This window comes from Streptomyces inhibens (assembly GCF_022221585.1).
Taxonomy (GTDB): Bacteria; Actinomycetota; Actinomycetes; order Streptomycetales; family Streptomycetaceae; genus Streptomyces; species Streptomyces inhibens.
This window is the reverse complement of sequence record NZ_CP084681.1, coordinates 8,859,528-8,873,706: the sequence shown is the minus strand read 5'-3', so window position 1 is coordinate 8,873,706 and position 14,179 is coordinate 8,859,528. Positions and strand designations below refer to the sequence as shown.

Genomic DNA, 14,179 nt, shown 5'->3' with positions numbered 1-14,179 from the left:
CACATCAGAAGAGGAAGTACCGCTGGGCCATGGGGAGTTCGGTGGCGGGGGCGGGTTCGACCACCTCGCCGTCGATGGTCACCGTGAAGGTGTCGGGGTCGACCTGGACGCGCGGCAGGGCATCGTTGTTGCGCATATCGGCCTTGGTGACGCCGCGGGTGCTGCGGATCGCCTCGTAGCGCTTGGCCAGTGGGAGACGCTCGGGGAGATCGTCCTCGATTGCCTGCCGGGAGACGAAGTTGACCGAGTTGCTGCCCGGGGCCTTGCCGGTGGCGCCGAACATCGGGCGGGGCAGGATCGGCTGCGGGGTGGGGATGGAGGCGTTGGCGTCGCCCATCTGCGCGTAGGCGATCTGGCCGCCCTTGATGACGAGCTGCGGCTTGACGCCGAAGAACGCCGGGTCCCACAGGACGAGGTCGGCGAGCTTGCCGTCCTCGACGGAGCCGACGACATGGTCGATGCCCTGGGCGATGGCCGCGTTGATGGTGTACTTCGCGACATAGCGGCGGGCGCGGTGGTTGTCGGCGCTGCCGTCGCCGAGGAGGCTGCCCCGGCGCCGTTTCATGACGTGCGCGGTCTGCCACGTACGCATCACGACCTCGCCGATCCGGCCCATGGCCTGGGCGTCGGAGGACATGATCGAGATGGCGCCGAGGTCGTGCAGGATGTCCTCGGCCGCGATCGTGGAGGGCCGGATCCGGGACTCGGCGAAGGCGAGGTCCTCGGGGACGGCGGGGTTGAGGTGGTGGCAGACCATCAGCATGTCGAGGTGTTCCTCGACGGTGTTGATGGTGTGCGGGCGCGTGGGGTTGGTGGACGCGGGCAGCACATTCGGCTCGGAGACCATCGCGATCATGTCGGGAGCGTGGCCGCCGCCGGCGCCTTCGACATGGAACGCATGGAGGGAACGGCCGCCGATGGCGGCGAGGGTGTCGGCGAGGAATCCGGCCTCGTTGAGGGTGTCGGTGTGGATCGCGAGCTGCGCGCCGCTCTCCTCGCAGACGTTCAGACAGGCGTCGAGAACGGCGGGGGTCGCGCCCCAGTCCTCGTGGATCTTGAAGCCGAGGATGCCCGCCCGCAGCTGGTCGCGCATCGATGCGAGCGAGGTGGTGTTGCCCTTGCCCAGCAGGCCGACATTGACCGGCAGGGAGTCCATCGACTCGAACATCCGGGCAACGTGCCAGGCGCCGGGGGTGATGGTGGTGGCCTTGCTGCCCTCGGCCGGTCCGGTGCCGCCGCCGACGAGGGTGGTGACGCCGGAGGCCAGCGCCTCGTCCACCTGCTGGGGGCAGATGAAGTGGACATGGGTGTCGATGGCGCCGGCGGTGAGGATCTTGCCGTTGCCGGCGATGACCTCGGTCTCGGGCCCGATGACCAGGTCGGGGTGGACTCCGTCCATGGTGTCGGGGTTGCCGGCCTTGCCGAGCGCGGTGATCCTGCCGTCGCGGATGCCGACGTCGGCCTTGACGATGCCCCAGTGGTCGAGCACCACCGCGCCGGTGATCACGGTGTCGGGGGTGCCCTCGGCGCGGGTGGCGCGGGACTGGCCCATCGATTCGCGGATCACCTTGCCGCCGCCGAAGACGGCCTCGTCGCCGGCCCGGCCGGGTCCTCCCGAACGGTCCTCGGTGATCTCGATGACCAGGTCGGTGTCGGCGAGCCGGATACGGTCGCCGGCGGTCGGGCCGAAGAGATCGGCGTACGCCTGGCGGGTCAGCTCAGCCATCGAGGGTGCCTCCGGTCTCGCCTCGCAGGCCCATGACGATGCGCTTGCCCCCGATGGGGACGAGTTCGACCTCGGTGGGAATCCCGGGCTCGAAGCGCACGGCGGAGCCGGCCGCGACGTTCAGCCGCTTGCCGTGCGCGGCCGCGCGGTCGAAGTCGAGGCCGGGGTTGGCCTCGGCGAAGTGGTAGTGGGAGCCGACCTGGACGGGGCGGTCGGCGGCGTTGAGGACGGTCATGCGCGTGAGGGGGAGGCCTTCGTTCAGGCGCACCGGCTCGTCGGCGTAGAGGATCTGTCCCGGGATCATCTTCTGCTCTCCCGTGATCAGTTGATGGGTTCGTGAACGGTGACGAGCTTGGTGCCGTCGGGGAAGGTGGCCTCGACCTGCACATCGTGGATCATCTCGGGGACGCCCTCCATGACCTCGTCGCGGGTGAGCACCTTGCGGCCGGAGGACATGAGCTCGGCGACGGTACGGCCGTCCCGGGCGCCTTCGAGGATGTGCACGGTCAGCAGCGCAATCGATTCCGGATGGTTGAGCTTCACCCCTCGGGACCGTCGCTTTTCGGCCACGTCTGCCGCCACATGAATCATCAAACGTTCTTGTTCATGCGGGGTCAGTTGCATACCTTCTCCACCTCACTGTCTTCACCGCCCGGGACGCATTTGCCCAGGTCACAGGCGTGGACGCACCTGTATCGATAGATGTACCACGCACTGATTAAAGGAGGAGCAAACCGACCTCCAGCACTTGGCCATCAAGAGCCCCACGACCGGAGGCTAGTTCGGCGGGATTTCATCGGCGTTACAACCAGGGACACATCCTCGTCATCTGTTGCGCCTGATGTAACGCGGCGTCATTACCACCCGTTACGGCACAGCAACCCGTTTGCCGGAACCGACCTACCCCCATCAAGTCCCCGCCCATACGGGACAAGTAGTGGCGAAATCCACACCCTGAAGCCACCACCGAGCCGCACGACAACCGGGACATCCGACGCCCTGATCGCCACGATCACCACAAACCCGACACGTCCCGCTCTGCGAACACCTCTGTCCGATATGCGCTCTTGACGGGTTGGGGGACGGTCGCAATCCTCATGTGCGCGTCAAATAAGCTCAACCAACCCCCCACACCTGTATCGGAGCCACACTGTGACTCATTCGGCACGAATACGCCGGGCCGCGCTGGCTGCGGGCACCGTCACCGCCCTGGCCGCCACCCTCTTCACCGCGGCCGGCGCCTACGCCGACACCGCGCCGGCCGCCGCCCCGGACATCGACGTCAAGGCCGTCAAGGCCCACCTGGACCAGCTGCAGTCGATCGCCGACGCCAACGGCGGCAACCGCGCTCACGGCCAGCCGGGCTACAAGGCGTCCGTCGACTTCATCAAGGGCAAGCTGGACCAGGCCGGATTCACCACCCAGGTCCAGGAGTTCGACAACAACGGCGCCAAGGGCTACAACCTGGTCGCCGACTGGCCGGGCGGCGACGAGAGCAAGACCGTGATGACCGGCGCCCATCTGGACTCGGTCGACGCGGGCCCCGGCATCAACGACAACGGCTCCGGCTCGGCCGGCATCCTCGAGGTCGCCCTCGCGGTCGCCAAGTCCGACCTCAAGCCCGCCAAGCACCTGCGGTTCGGCTGGTGGGGCGACGAAGAGGACGGCATGGTCGGCTCGAAGCACTACGTCGACAGCCTGGCGCAGGGCGACCGCTCGAAGATCGACTCGTATCTGAACTTCGATATGATCGGTTCGCCGAACCCCGGCTACTTCGTGTACGACGACGATGCCCGCCTGGAGAAGGTCTTCAAGGACTGGTACGCGACCAAGAACATCGCGACCGAGCCCGAGACCGAGGGCGACGGCCGCTCCGACCATGCCTCGTTCAAGGACGCCGGCATCCCGGTCGGCGGACTGTTCTCCGGCGCCGACTACATCAAGACCGAGGCGCAGGCGAAGGCCTGGGGCGGGACCGCGGGCAAGGCGTTCGACGCCTGCTACCACCAGTCCTGCGACACGTCGAAGAACATCGACGACACGGCGCTGGACAACAACACCGACGCCATCGCCAACGCACTGTGGCAGCTCAGCTCTTGAGCCACCCGCCCCACCGCACGGTCAGCGCCCGCTGACCGTCATTTCTCCCGACCCGGTCGCCGATCCCCGGCGGCCGGGTCGCGGTGTTCCGCGGCGATACCGAACCGCCCTCGTTCGCCCGGAGCGGACGGCAGCTGCCGCACGGCGGACACCGTGCTGATCACCTGCTCCTCCTCCGCGTCCTGCTCGTGCTGCCCGAGTTCTTCGAGTTGCTGCAGGTCAGCGGCGGATACCAGCGCCACGAGAGGCTTGCCGTGGCGGGTGACGACCACCCGCTCACCGCCGTAGACGACACGGTTGATCAGATCCGCCAGCTCCGCCCGGGCTTGCGTCACCGGAATTTCATAGGCCATGCTCCCATTCTAACGGGATGTACGTCCTGTACATTTTTTACGGAGAAGAGGAGCAGCCATGCTGCGATCGACAGCCCGCTATGTCCTTCCCGAGTTCACCGAGCGCACCTCTCAGGGGACGCGCACCATGGACCCGTACTCCAAACTGCTCAGCGAGCGCATCGTCTTCCTGGGCACCCCGATCGACGACGCCTCGGCCAACGACGTCATGGCCCAGTTCGTCCACCTCGAACACGCCGCGCCCGAGCAGGACATCTCCCTCTACATCAACTCCCCCGGCGGCTCGTTCACCGCGATGACCGCCATCTACGACACGATGCGCTTCGTGTCGTGCGACGTGGAGACCGTCTGCCTGGGGCAGGCCGCCTCCGCCGCCGCGGTGCTGCTGGCCGCCGGCACGCCCGGAAAGCGGCTGGCGCTGCCCCGCGCCCGGATCCTGATCCACCAGCCGTCGCTCAGCGAACCCGTCCAGGGCCAGGCCACCGACCTGCAGATCCAGGCGGACGAGATGCTGCGCACCCGCGACATGCTGGAGGAGATGCTGGTGCGGCACACCGGACAGCCGCGTGAGCGGATCGCCGCCGACATCGAGCGCGACAAGATCTTCGACGCCCCGGCCGCCCTGGAGTACGGCCTGATCGACGGGCTCACCCGCAACCGCAAGCAGTCGTCCCCCGAGCCCGTTGCGCGGTGATCCCCGATGCTGCCACCCGAACCCCCGCCACTGCCCGCCCTGACCCGCGCCGAGGGTGAGCTGATCGACTCGTATCTGGCGGTGCTCGACCTGCTCGGCCGGATCAATCCGACCCGTGGCGGCCACACCTACAGCGGGCTGCGCGCCGCCCAGGCACTGGTCGGCAAGGCCGCCGAACTACGGGACGCGCTGACGCTGATGCACAACCGCGGCGAGAGCGAGCTGCACCGTGCGGCGCTGACCCGGGCGCTACAAGTGCTGGATGGCGAGCGCCGGGCCGGGCTCGTGACGGTGCCGCCACCCGAGGACCTGTGACCCGACACGCGCGCCGGGGTTGCGCATACGGCGTAGCGTCCACGCCTGTTGTAAGGGGGCGACGAATTGCGCGGGGCACACATAATTCATACGGCCCTTGATGTTTCGCCGCTGGTCCCAGGGCCGCAACACCCCGCGTCACACCACTCGCAGGAACAAAACTAACCATTCGGCCCAACTGTGACCCATGTCACATACGGCATTTTCAGCTCGGAATTCGGGCGGTGGGTGCGTGACGATCCCTTCGACGACAAGACCCCGCCACAGAGACGGGGCGGTCCGGACGGGCGCCCAATCCCGCCGCCGTACCGGATGTCCGGTCGACGATGTGGATCGGCGGGAGCGGAGGACCCGAGCACGACGGGGCCCCGGCCTTCCCGGCCGCGAGCTCCTTGGGGTGAAGCCGTACGCACGGCCGGGCATCTTCGCCTGCCCGAACCCGACAGGTCTTCCTTCGTAGGCGGCTGACGAAGGGTTTGCGCATGACCGTGCGCACACATGCGCCGAATCTGCTGGCGCGCGCCGGAGCCGTCTCCGCTCTGACGCTGGTCACCCTCGGCGGGGCGACACTCGCCCCGGGAGCGACCGCGGACGCCGAGGCCGCAACCGTCTCCGCCCATGCACTGCGGATCGCGGCGTCCAAGAGGGGCGCTCCCTACCAGTACGGCGCCCAGGGGCCGTGGCGCTTCGACTGTTCGGGGCTGACGCTGTACTCGTTCAAGCGCGCCGGCCGGGCCCTGCCACGCACCGCCGCGGCGCAGTACGGGCAGACCCGGCATGTGCCGGCCTCCTCCCGAAGACGCGGCGACCTGGTGTTCTTCTATTCGGGCAGTGGCATTTACCACGTCGGCATCTACGCGGGCCGGAGCCGGATCTGGCATGCGCCCAAGGCCGGCAGCGTGGTGCGGCTGGAGCGGATCTGGAGCCGCGCCGTTTGGTACGGAAGAGTGCGTTGACCTGCGATATCGCCTTACGCTCGGTCAATTGTCAGTGGGCTTCGGTAATTTGACCGAGTGACCTCGCACCTGAGCAGGCTGCTGACGGCCGCGGCGCGCGGAAGCTTTCCGCCCGCCGACGGATCGGTGACGGTGCTGCCCCCGCCGTCACCACGGGACGTGGGGGTGGCAGCCTTCACCTGCCATGCCGTGGTGTTCGCGGACGTGGAGCCCTCTTGGGTGCGGGACCGGATAGCGCCCGGCGATCTCTCGGCGCCGCTCAGCCCGCCGTTTCTCACCGCTCTGGGCGAGCGGGTGGGCCGCGAGGCCAACAACATCGACCTGATGACGGCCACCGAGGCACTGCCCGGTCCGCCGCCGCTGGAGCTGACGGAGACGACGGACCGCGGCCATCCGCGAATAACCCGGGCGCTGCGGCACCGCGACGACGTACGGGCCTGGACGACCGCCGACGGCGGGACGCTGGTCATCGGCCGTGGGGTGGCCGGCCGCTGGGAGCTGGCCGTCGAGGTGGACGGCGCGGCGCAGGGGCACGGCCTCGGCCGCCGGCTGGCGTACGCCGCCCGGCATCTCCTCCCGGCCGGCGAGCTGCTGTGGGCGCAGGTGGCCCCCGGCAATGCCCGCAGCGTCCGCGGGATCCTGGCCGCCGGGTTCGTGCCGGTGGGCGCCGAGGTGCTGATGGTGCCGCACGGCGGTCGCGGCCAGGGAGTGTCCGGGACGTCTCTCAGGCGAGCACCAGCTCGACGAGGAGGATGCCGCCCAGGGCGGTGAGCAGCGCGCCGGTGGTGGCTTCCAGGGCCCGGGTCACCCGCGGGCGGCGCAGCCAGGTGCCCAGCCGGTCCACGAGCAGGGCGACGGCCGGGAACCACACCAGCGCCATCGCGACGACCATCGTGGCGAGCAGCAGCGTACGGGGCAGCGCGGGCTCGCCCGCCGGAACGAACTGCGGGAGCAGGCTGAGGAAGAGCACGGGGGCCTTGGGGTTGAGCGCATTGGTCAAAAAGCCCTGGCGCAGCCCCTGCGCGGTGCCCAGGAGGGCGGCCGGGCGGGTGCCGTCGGCGGGCGGGGCGGCGGACGGGCCGGTCGAGGCGTCCACGACAGCCGTCGGGCGCCGGACGGCCGCGATCAGGGCTCGGCCACCGAGGTACAACAGGTAGGCGCCGCCCAGGAGTTGGACGGCACCGAAGAGCGCGGGCACGGCGACCAGTACCGCCGCGAGCCCGGCGACCGCCAGCGCGGTGTGCACCAGCAGCCCTCCCGCGACGCCGACGGCGGTGGCCACCCCCGCCCGGCGCGAGTCGAGGGCATTGCGCACCACGACCGCGAAATCCGCGCCCGGCATGGTGACCATGCCCGCGGCGACTCCGGTAAAGGCGATCAGCTGTCCGTCCATATGAGCAGCTTCGCCGGTCAGAGCCTTTAATGGGTATTGGCAATCTTCTTTGATGGCCTAAAGAGGTTCTTATGTACGACCCCACACGGCTGGCCGCTCTGGTGGCGGTCGCGGAAGCCGGTTCGATCACCCGGGCCGCCGCCCGGCTCGGCTACACCGCCCCCGCGCTCTCCCAGCAGCTCGCCAAGCTGGAGCGGGAGGCCGGGGCGGCGCTGCTGGTGCGCCACCACCGCGGGGCGCGGCTGACGGCGGCCGGGGAGCTGCTGCTCATACGGGCCCGGCGGGTGCTCGACGAGCTGGATCAGGCCCGGCACGAGCTGTCGCAGCTGGCGGGGTTGTCCGGCGGCCGGCTGCGGATCGGCACGTTCATGACCGCCGGTACGCATCTGCTGCCGCCCGCACTCAGCTCGTTCCGTCGTGCGCACCCCGATGTGGAGCTCAGCGTGACGGAGTTCGTACCGCCGCAGGACACCGCGGCGGTGGCGCTGGGCGAGATCGATCTGGCGCTGACGCACGAGTACGTGCCGGGCGAGGCGATGCCGCCGCCGGACGGTGTGAGTCTGGAGCCGCTGCTGACCGAGGAGCTGGTGCTCGTCACGGCGCCCGGCCATGCCCTGTCGGCGGGCGCAGGACGGCTGCCGCTGGCCGAGCTGGCCGGCCAGCCGCTGGTCAGCATGGCGCCGGCCAACCCCAACCGGCGCGAGGTGGAGGCGGCGCTGGCGGCGGCCGGGGCGAGTGTGGCGGTGCGCTGTGAGTCGCCGAGCTATGCAGTGGTGTGTGCGCTGGTGAGCGCCGGGCTCGGGGTGGCGGTGGTGCCGGAGATGATGGCGGAGGGCTCGGTGACCCCGCTGGGGATCCGCCGGCTGGACCCACCGGAGCTGCATCGCCGGATCTCGGTGGCCTACCGCCCCGGGGGCGGCACCCCGGCCGCTGACACCCTGCGGGCCCTGTTGCGCGGGGCCTTCACCCGCCACTCCCCCGCACCATGACGCACGGTCTCTGCGGCGGAAGCCCTGGTCAGCGGATGGCGACCGGCCATGGCATGGCGATCCAGACGGTCTTGCCGCCGGACGCGGTGGGGACGACCGAGAGGCGGCCGCCGGCCTCCGCGGCGAGGAAGCGGACGATGACCATGCCGCGGCCGTTGTCCTGCTGGACCGCGGCGGGCAGCCTGCGCGGCCGGCGCGGATGGCTGTCGGTGACACCGACGCGCAGGTGTTCGTCGCGATCGAGCCGTAGCTCGATGGTGAAGGTCGGGGACTGGCCGAGGGTGTGCTGGACGGCGTTGGTCGCGAGTTCGGAGACGATCAGACGGACGGAGTCGGCGGTTTCGGAATCGGCCGGCAGGCCCCATTCGGCGAGCACGGCCAGGGCGTGTCTGCGGGCGATGACGACCGAGGCCGGGGCGCTCGGCAGAGTGAGTGAGGATTCTTGGTGGTCTGCCATCGCGACGCCGTCCCTTTCCCACCGAGTCCCGGCTCCGGTCCGCTGACCAGGGACGCCGGGATGCCGCTCGGGACACCGATCCGGCCTCGGACTTCTGCTGTGCGCCAGAGTGCCACCCATGCTGCCGGTGTGGTGCTCGATCCACCAACATATACAGATATCTATCGCTCAATGCGGTGAACTCTGCTACGCGAGAACGGATTTGGGGCGCACGGGGCTCGACGGGCCCGAGGGATCTGATGGACCCGGTGGAGCCGGTGGTGACGCTCGGACGGCGACCGCCCCACCGGTTCAGGCCGTAGCCGGTTCAGGCCGCCGCCGGATCGAGCCGCCGCCTGTTCACACCGCCGGCGCCGCGGCCACGATCGTGCCGACCGCCATATCGAGCTGGGCATCCGTCAGATCCGCGCGGGCGGTGAGCCGCAGCCTGGAGATCCCGTCGGGTACGGACGGCGGCCGGAAGCAGCCGACCGCAAGGCCGGCCGTACGGCAGTCGGCGGCCCAGCGGACCGCGGCTTCCGGCGACGGGGCGCGTACCGAGACCACCGCGGCATCCGGCCGTACCGCCGCCAGACCTGCCGCGGTGAGCCGCCCGTGCAGCTCGCGTGCGACCTGCCCGGCGCGGGTGGCGCGCTGCGGTTCGCGACGCAGCAGGCGCAGCGCGGCAAGGGCGCCGCCGACCGCCGCCGGGGCGAGACCGGTGTCGAAGATGAACGACCGGGCGGTGTTGACCAGGTGCTCGATGACCCGGGCCGGGCCGAGCACCGCGCCGCCCTGGGAGCCGAGCGACTTGGAGAGCGTCACGGTGGCCACCACATCGCCGTCACCGGCCAGTCCGGCCGCCCGCAGCGCGCCACTCCCCCCGTCGCCCAGAACGCCCAGGCCATGTGCGTCGTCGACGAGGAGAGCCGCGCCCGCTGCCCGGCACACCTCGGCGAGCGCGGGCAGCGGCGCGGCGTCGCCGTCGACCGAGAACACCGAGTCGGTGACGGCGAGCGTCCTGCCGTCGTGGCCGGTCAGCGCGGTGCGTACGGCCTCCGGATCGGCGTGCGGGACCACTTCGGTACGGGCCCGGGAGAGCCGGCAGCCGTCGATCAGGGAGGCGTGGTTGCCGGCGTCGGAGACGATCAGGGTGCCAGGGGCGGTGAGGGCGGTGACGGCGGCGAGATTCGCGGCATATCCGGAGGACAGCACCAAAGCCGCCTCGAAGCCGCAGAACGCGGCGAGTTCCGTCTCCAGCCGGGCGTGCAGCTCGGTGCTGCCGGTGACCAGCCGGGAGCCGGTCGCGCCCGCTCCCCAGCGGTGTGCGGCGGCGGCCGCGCCCCGGGTGACCTCGGGGTGCCGGGCGAGTCCGAGATAGTCGTTGCTGGCCAGATCGAGCAGCGGGGAATCGACGGGGCGGGGGCGCAGGGTGCGGACGAGTCCGGCACGGCGGCGCTCGGCGTGTGCCGCGTCGATCCAGTCGAAGGCCGCGTGATACGCCTGCGGGGAGGGCGAGTCGTGCGCCTGCCGGGCGGGCGCGGCGGACGGCTCGGCGGGGGTCGCGGGCGAGGCGTCGCGGAGCAGCGACGGGGCGGAGTCCTGCGGCATCGGCGTCCTTTGTGAGTCGGCCTCGATTGTGGGCTGTCGATAGACGTTAGCGGTCGTTCCGCAGCCACACGGTGTGGCGATACACACACCCCGATCCATGCTCGTTGTGGGAATCCTCCTTGGCCGGGGGCGGTGGCGTACGTCAGGATCAACGCCATGGACCTGCTGAACACACTGGTGGACAAGGGACTGCGGCGCGAGTTGCCGACCCGCGAAGAGGCGCTGGCCGTATTGGCGACCTCCGATGACGAACTGCTCGATGTCGTGGCCGCGGCCGGAAAGGTGCGCCGTCAGTGGTTCGGGCGGCGGGTCAAGCTCAACTACCTCGTCAACCTCAAGTCGGGCCTGTGCCCCGAGGACTGCTCGTACTGCTCCCAGCGGCTGGGCTCCAAGGCCGAGATCCTCAAGTACACCTGGCTCAAGCCCGATGACGCCTCCAAGGCGGCCGCCGCCGGGGTGGCCGGTGGCGCCAAGCGCGTCTGCCTGGTGGCCAGCGGCCGCGGCCCCACCGACAAGGACGTGGACCGGGTCTCGGAGACCATCTCCACCATCAAGGAGCAGAACGAGGGCGTGGAGGTGTGCGCCTGTCTGGGTCTGCTCTCCGACGGCCAGGCGGACCGGCTGCGCGCGGCGGGCGCCGATGCGTACAACCACAACCTCAACACCTCAGAAGCCACATACGGCGACATCTGCACCACGCATGACTTCTCCGACCGGGTCTCCACCGTCCAGCAGGCCCAGGCGGCCGGCATGTCCGCCTGCTCCGGTCTGATCGCCGGTATGGGTGAGAGCGACGCCGACCTCGTCGATGTGGTCTTCGCGCTGCGCGAGCTGGACCCCGACTCCGTCCCGGTCAACTTCCTGATCCCGTTCGAGGGCACCCCGCTCGCCAAGGAATGGAACCTCACCCCGCAGCGCGCGCTGCGCATCCTGGCGATGGTCCGGTTCGTCTGCCCGGACATCGAGGTACGGCTGGCCGGCGGCCGCGAGGTCCATCTGCGCAGCATGCAGCCGCTCGCCCTGCACCTGGTCAACTCCATCTTCCTCGGCGACTATCTGACCAGTGAGGGCCAGGCCGGCAAGGACGACCTGGCGATGATCACGGACGCCGGCTTCGAGGTCGAGGGCACGGACACCACGACGCTGCCCGAGCACCGCAGGCCGTGCGGCGACGGGGCGGAAGCGCAGGCGACCACCGCCGAGGACGCCGACGCGCCCGCCGCCCCCGTTCCCGCCCCCTCCGACGAGACCCGCCGCGACCTGGTCGCGGTGCGCCGCCGCGGCGCCGGTACGGACCTTCCGCCCAATGCCTGAGTCGCTCACCCCTCGCGAACTGCTCGCCCTCGACCGGCAGCATGTGTGGCATCCGTACGGGCCGATGCCCGGCAAGGCCGCACCGCTGCTGGTCGAGTCGGCGTCCGGCGTGCGGCTCCGGCTGGCCGAACCCGCCGAGGGCCGGGACGAGTTGGTGGACGGCATGTCCTCCTGGTGGTCGGCGGTGCACGGCTACAACCACCCGGCGCTCAATGACGCCGCGTGCGGCCAGCTGGAGCGGATGAGCCATGTGATGTTCGGCGGGCTCACCCATGAGCCCGCCGTACGCCTGGCGAAGCGGCTGGTCGACATCACGCCCGAGCCACTCCAGCACGTCTTCCTCGCCGACTCCGGTTCGGTGTCGGTCGAGGTCGCCGTCAAGATGTGCCTGCAGTACTGGCGCTCGCTCGGAAAGCCCCGCAAACAGCGGTTGTTGACCTGGCGGGGCGGCTATCACGGCGACACCTGGCAGCCGATGTCGGTCTGCGACCCGGACGGCGGGATGCATGAGCTGTGGCAGGGGGTGCTGCCGCGGCAGATCTTCGCGGACGCGCCGCCGGCCGGCTTCGACGCCGCGCCCGACGAGGCGTACGCGGCCCATCTGCGCGAGCTGATCGGCCGGCACGCCGAGGAGCTGGCAGCGGTGATCGTGGAGCCCGTGGTGCAGGGTGCGGGCGGGATGTCGTTCCACTCCCCCGGCTATTTGCGGGTGCTGCGGGAGGCCTGCGACACGCACGGCGTACTGCTCGTCTTCGACGAGATCGCCACCGGCTTCGGCCGTACGGGCGCCCTCTTCGCCGCCGAACACGCGGGGGTCGCACCGGACGTGATGTGCCTCGGCAAGGCGCTGACCGGCGGATATCTGACCCTGGCGGCGACGCTGTGCACGGCGGCCGTCGCGGACGGCATCTCGCGCGGCGAACTGCCGGTGCTGGCACACGGCCCCACCTTCATGGGCAATCCGCTCGCCGCGGCCGTCGCCGACGCCTCGATCGAGCTCCTGCTGTCCCAGGACTGGGCGCAGGAGGTCAAGCGGATCGAGGCCGGGCTGCGGAACGGTCTGGCGGCGGCCGGGAGCATCGCCGGGGTACGTGACGTACGTGTCCTCGGCGCGATCGGTGTCGTCCAGCTCGACCACGAGGTGGACATGGCGGCCGCGACCCGGGCGGCGGTACGGGAGGGCGTATGGCTGCGCCCGTTCCGGGATCTGATCTACACGATGCCGCCGTACATCACCGGCGACGAGGATGTGGCGCGCATCTGCGCCGCGGTGTGCGCGGCAGCACGCGTGGGCTGAACTCCGGGGAGCGCGGGGCCAGTTGGTGAACGAACCGGCCGGGCCCGGCGCACCCGCCGCCGCACCGCAGAGACCATTCACCCAGTCAATGCGCGCGGGATCGTCCGCGCGGAGTCGGAGGTACACCATGTCGGTGCTGTTCGTGACCGGCACGGGCACGGAGATCGGCAAGACCGTGACCACGGCCGCGATCGCCGCGGCCGCGCTCGCCCAGGGCCGTTCGGTGGCCGTGCTCAAGCCGGCCCAGACCGGCGTCACCGCGCACGAGAGGGGCGATGCGGCGGAGGTCGAGCGGCTGGCCGGTCCGGTCACCCTCAGCGAACTCGCCCGCTACCCCGACCCGTTGGCGCCCGCCACGGCCGCCCTGCGGGCCGGTCTGCCGCCGGTGAGCCCCCAGGAGATCGCCGAGGCCGCCGCCAAGCTGGCCGCCTCGCACGACCTGGTACTCGTCGAGGGTGCGGGCGGTCTGCTCGTACGCTTCGACGCGGACGGCCACACCCTCGCCGACGCCGCGCGGCTGGCGGACGCCCCCGTCCTCGTGGTCGCCCAGGCCGGCCTTGGCACCCTCAACACCACCGCACTCACCGCGCTGGCACTGCGCTCGTACGGGCTCGACTCCCCCGGCGTCGTCATCGGCAGCTGGCCGGCCGAACCCGATCTGGCGTCCCGCTGCAATCTGGCCGACCTCCCGGACGCCGCCGGCGCCCCGCTCCTCGGCGTCATCCCGGAGGGCTCCGGCGGGCTGCCGCCGCACGCCTTCCGCGCCGCGGCCCCCGACTGGCTGGCGCCGGAGCTCGGTGGATCGGGCGCGTTCCGCACTCCCCCGAGCGCGTGAGGTCGCGCGGCGCTCGACGCGGAACCGCCGGCGGAGTGGCCAGGAGGCCGCACGGTCAGGCTCGTACGGATATCCGAATGCCGCGCGGTACGGCGCCGTGGGACTTGTCCCCTTCCAGGTGGGGAGACTGACAGGCAGGAGGGGGCTACCGCCGGCGAAA

Annotated in this window: 16 protein-coding genes and 1 riboswitch; of the genes, 9 read left to right on the top strand and 7 right to left on the bottom strand. The window is 70.7% G+C overall.

The genetic code is table 11. The annotated features are described in order from the left end of the window. Window positions 1-4: 4 nt before the first annotated feature. From KI385_RS39800 to KI385_RS39790, 3 genes are read right to left on the bottom strand one after another with little or no spacing between them, the layout of a single operon-like run. Entirely contained in the window at window positions 5-1,726 is a 1,722-nt protein-coding gene (locus KI385_RS39800) for an urease subunit alpha (RefSeq protein ID WP_238576869.1), read from the bottom strand. Then, window positions 1,719-2,030 (bottom strand): urease subunit beta, encoded by a 312-nt coding sequence (locus KI385_RS39795; protein WP_128510295.1) that lies wholly within the window; start codon window positions 2,028-2,030, stop codon window positions 1,719-1,721. Before KI385_RS39795 ends, KI385_RS39800 begins: the two co-directional genes overlap by 8 nt. Window positions 2,031-2,047: 17 nt before the next feature. Beyond that, window positions 2,048-2,350, bottom strand: coding sequence for an urease subunit gamma (locus tag KI385_RS39790; RefSeq protein WP_006608038.1), 303 nt, complete (start codon window positions 2,348-2,350; stop codon window positions 2,048-2,050). A 528-nt stretch (window positions 2,351-2,878) separates the two neighbouring features. Between KI385_RS39790 and KI385_RS39785 the strand changes: the two genes are divergently transcribed. After that, window positions 2,879-3,826 carry a M28 family metallopeptidase gene (locus KI385_RS39785; RefSeq protein ID WP_238576868.1) on the top strand — a complete coding sequence of 316 codons (948 nt, stop codon included), beginning with the start codon at window positions 2,879-2,881 and terminating at the stop codon, window positions 3,824-3,826. Between the two features lie 38 nt (window positions 3,827-3,864). Here KI385_RS39785 and KI385_RS39780 read toward each other — a convergent pair whose 3' ends face one another. Next, complete coding sequence (locus tag KI385_RS39780; protein ID WP_238576867.1) at window positions 3,865-4,179, bottom strand: type II toxin-antitoxin system Phd/YefM family antitoxin; 315 nt, start codon at window positions 4,177-4,179, stop codon at window positions 3,865-3,867. Between the two features lie 58 nt (window positions 4,180-4,237). On the opposite strand from KI385_RS39780, the gene KI385_RS39775 reads away from it, so the two are divergent. From KI385_RS39775 to KI385_RS39760, 4 genes are all read left to right on the top strand, one after another. Continuing rightward, window positions 4,238-4,873, top strand: coding sequence for an ATP-dependent Clp protease proteolytic subunit (locus KI385_RS39775; protein WP_238576866.1), 636 nt, complete (start codon window positions 4,238-4,240; stop codon window positions 4,871-4,873). A gap of 6 nt (window positions 4,874-4,879) precedes the next feature. Beyond that, the gene (locus tag KI385_RS39770; protein ID WP_128510299.1) at window positions 4,880-5,188 is read left to right on the top strand and encodes a hypothetical protein; all 309 of its coding nucleotides are present in this window, start codon (window positions 4,880-4,882) and stop codon (window positions 5,186-5,188) included. Window positions 5,189-5,479: 291 nt separating this feature from the next. Continuing rightward, a riboswitch (cyclic di-AMP (ydaO/yuaA leader) is annotated at window positions 5,480-5,666 on the top strand. Between the two features lie 4 nt (window positions 5,667-5,670). Further along, a complete protein-coding gene (locus KI385_RS39765) occupies window positions 5,671-6,144 on the top strand; it encodes a C40 family peptidase (RefSeq protein ID WP_238576865.1) in 474 nt (157 codons plus the stop codon). A gap of 57 nt (window positions 6,145-6,201) precedes the next feature. Further along, window positions 6,202-6,915: a GNAT family N-acetyltransferase gene (locus KI385_RS39760; protein ID WP_238576864.1), complete on the top strand. Its 714-nt coding sequence runs from the start codon at window positions 6,202-6,204 to the stop codon at window positions 6,913-6,915. On the opposite strand, the gene KI385_RS39755 is transcribed toward KI385_RS39760, so the two are convergent. Beyond that, window positions 6,869-7,537 (bottom strand): LysE family translocator, encoded by a 669-nt coding sequence (locus KI385_RS39755; protein WP_238576863.1) that lies wholly within the window; start codon window positions 7,535-7,537, stop codon window positions 6,869-6,871. The two genes, KI385_RS39760 and KI385_RS39755, sit on opposite strands and share 47 nt — an antisense overlap. Before the next feature lie 71 nt (window positions 7,538-7,608). Between KI385_RS39755 and KI385_RS39750 the strand changes: the two genes are divergently transcribed. Further along, the gene (locus KI385_RS39750) at window positions 7,609-8,526 is read left to right on the top strand and encodes a LysR family transcriptional regulator (protein WP_238576862.1); all 918 of its coding nucleotides are present in this window, start codon (window positions 7,609-7,611) and stop codon (window positions 8,524-8,526) included. 28 nt (window positions 8,527-8,554) lie between these two features. Here the strand turns inward: KI385_RS39750 and KI385_RS39745 are convergent, their stop codons facing one another. Next, a complete protein-coding gene (locus tag KI385_RS39745; RefSeq protein WP_238576861.1) occupies window positions 8,555-8,983 on the bottom strand; it encodes an ATP-binding protein in 429 nt (142 codons plus the stop codon). 339 nt (window positions 8,984-9,322) lie between these two features. Next, the gene (locus KI385_RS39740) at window positions 9,323-10,573 is read right to left on the bottom strand and encodes an 8-amino-7-oxononanoate synthase (RefSeq protein WP_238576860.1); all 1,251 of its coding nucleotides are present in this window, start codon (window positions 10,571-10,573) and stop codon (window positions 9,323-9,325) included. A gap of 156 nt (window positions 10,574-10,729) precedes the next feature. Here KI385_RS39740 and bioB point away from each other — a divergent pair, with 156 nt between their 5' ends. From bioB to bioD, 3 genes are all read left to right on the top strand, one after another. Further along, window positions 10,730-11,887, top strand: a complete 1,158-nt coding sequence (gene bioB / locus KI385_RS39735; RefSeq protein ID WP_238576859.1) for a biotin synthase BioB — start codon at window positions 10,730-10,732, stop codon at window positions 11,885-11,887. Next, entirely contained in the window at window positions 11,880-13,184 is a 1,305-nt protein-coding gene (locus KI385_RS39730; RefSeq protein ID WP_238576858.1) for an adenosylmethionine--8-amino-7-oxononanoate transaminase, read from the top strand. Before bioB ends, KI385_RS39730 begins: the two co-directional genes overlap by 8 nt. A gap of 88 nt (window positions 13,185-13,272) precedes the next feature. Then, window positions 13,273-14,019 carry a dethiobiotin synthase gene (gene bioD / locus KI385_RS39725; RefSeq protein ID WP_281066950.1) on the top strand — a complete coding sequence of 249 codons (747 nt, stop codon included), beginning with the start codon at window positions 13,273-13,275 and terminating at the stop codon, window positions 14,017-14,019. Window positions 14,020-14,179 lie beyond the last annotated feature (160 nt).

Bases quoted from the DNA above. Each gene is read 5' to 3' on its own strand.
- KI385_RS39800 (WP_238576869.1), bottom strand. From the start codon at position 1,726: ATGGCTGAGCTGACCCGCCAGGCGTACGCCGATCTCTTCGGCCCGACC.
- KI385_RS39795 (WP_128510295.1), bottom strand. From the start codon at position 2,030: ATGATCCCGGGACAGATCCTCTACGCCGACGAGCCGGTGCGCCTGAAC.
- KI385_RS39790 (WP_006608038.1), bottom strand. From the start codon at position 2,350: ATGCAACTGACCCCGCATGAACAAGAACGTTTGATGATTCATGTGGCG.
- KI385_RS39780 (WP_238576867.1), bottom strand. From the start codon at position 4,179: ATGGCCTATGAAATTCCGGTGACGCAAGCCCGGGCGGAGCTGGCGGAT.
- KI385_RS39775 (WP_238576866.1), top strand. From the start codon at position 4,238: ATGCTGCGATCGACAGCCCGCTATGTCCTTCCCGAGTTCACCGAGCGC.
- KI385_RS39770 (WP_128510299.1), top strand. From the start codon at position 4,880: ATGCTGCCACCCGAACCCCCGCCACTGCCCGCCCTGACCCGCGCCGAG.
- KI385_RS39765 (WP_238576865.1), top strand. From the start codon at position 5,671: ATGACCGTGCGCACACATGCGCCGAATCTGCTGGCGCGCGCCGGAGCC.
- KI385_RS39755 (WP_238576863.1), bottom strand. From the start codon at position 7,537: ATGGACGGACAGCTGATCGCCTTTACCGGAGTCGCCGCGGGCATGGTC.
- KI385_RS39750 (WP_238576862.1), top strand. From the start codon at position 7,609: ATGTACGACCCCACACGGCTGGCCGCTCTGGTGGCGGTCGCGGAAGCC.
- KI385_RS39745 (WP_238576861.1), bottom strand. From the start codon at position 8,983: ATGGCAGACCACCAAGAATCCTCACTCACTCTGCCGAGCGCCCCGGCC.
- KI385_RS39740 (WP_238576860.1), bottom strand. From the start codon at position 10,573: ATGCCGCAGGACTCCGCCCCGTCGCTGCTCCGCGACGCCTCGCCCGCG.
- bioB (WP_238576859.1), top strand. From the start codon at position 10,730: ATGGACCTGCTGAACACACTGGTGGACAAGGGACTGCGGCGCGAGTTG.
- KI385_RS39730 (WP_238576858.1), top strand. From the start codon at position 11,880: ATGCCTGAGTCGCTCACCCCTCGCGAACTGCTCGCCCTCGACCGGCAG.
- bioD (WP_281066950.1), top strand. From the start codon at position 13,273: ATGCGCGCGGGATCGTCCGCGCGGAGTCGGAGGTACACCATGTCGGTG.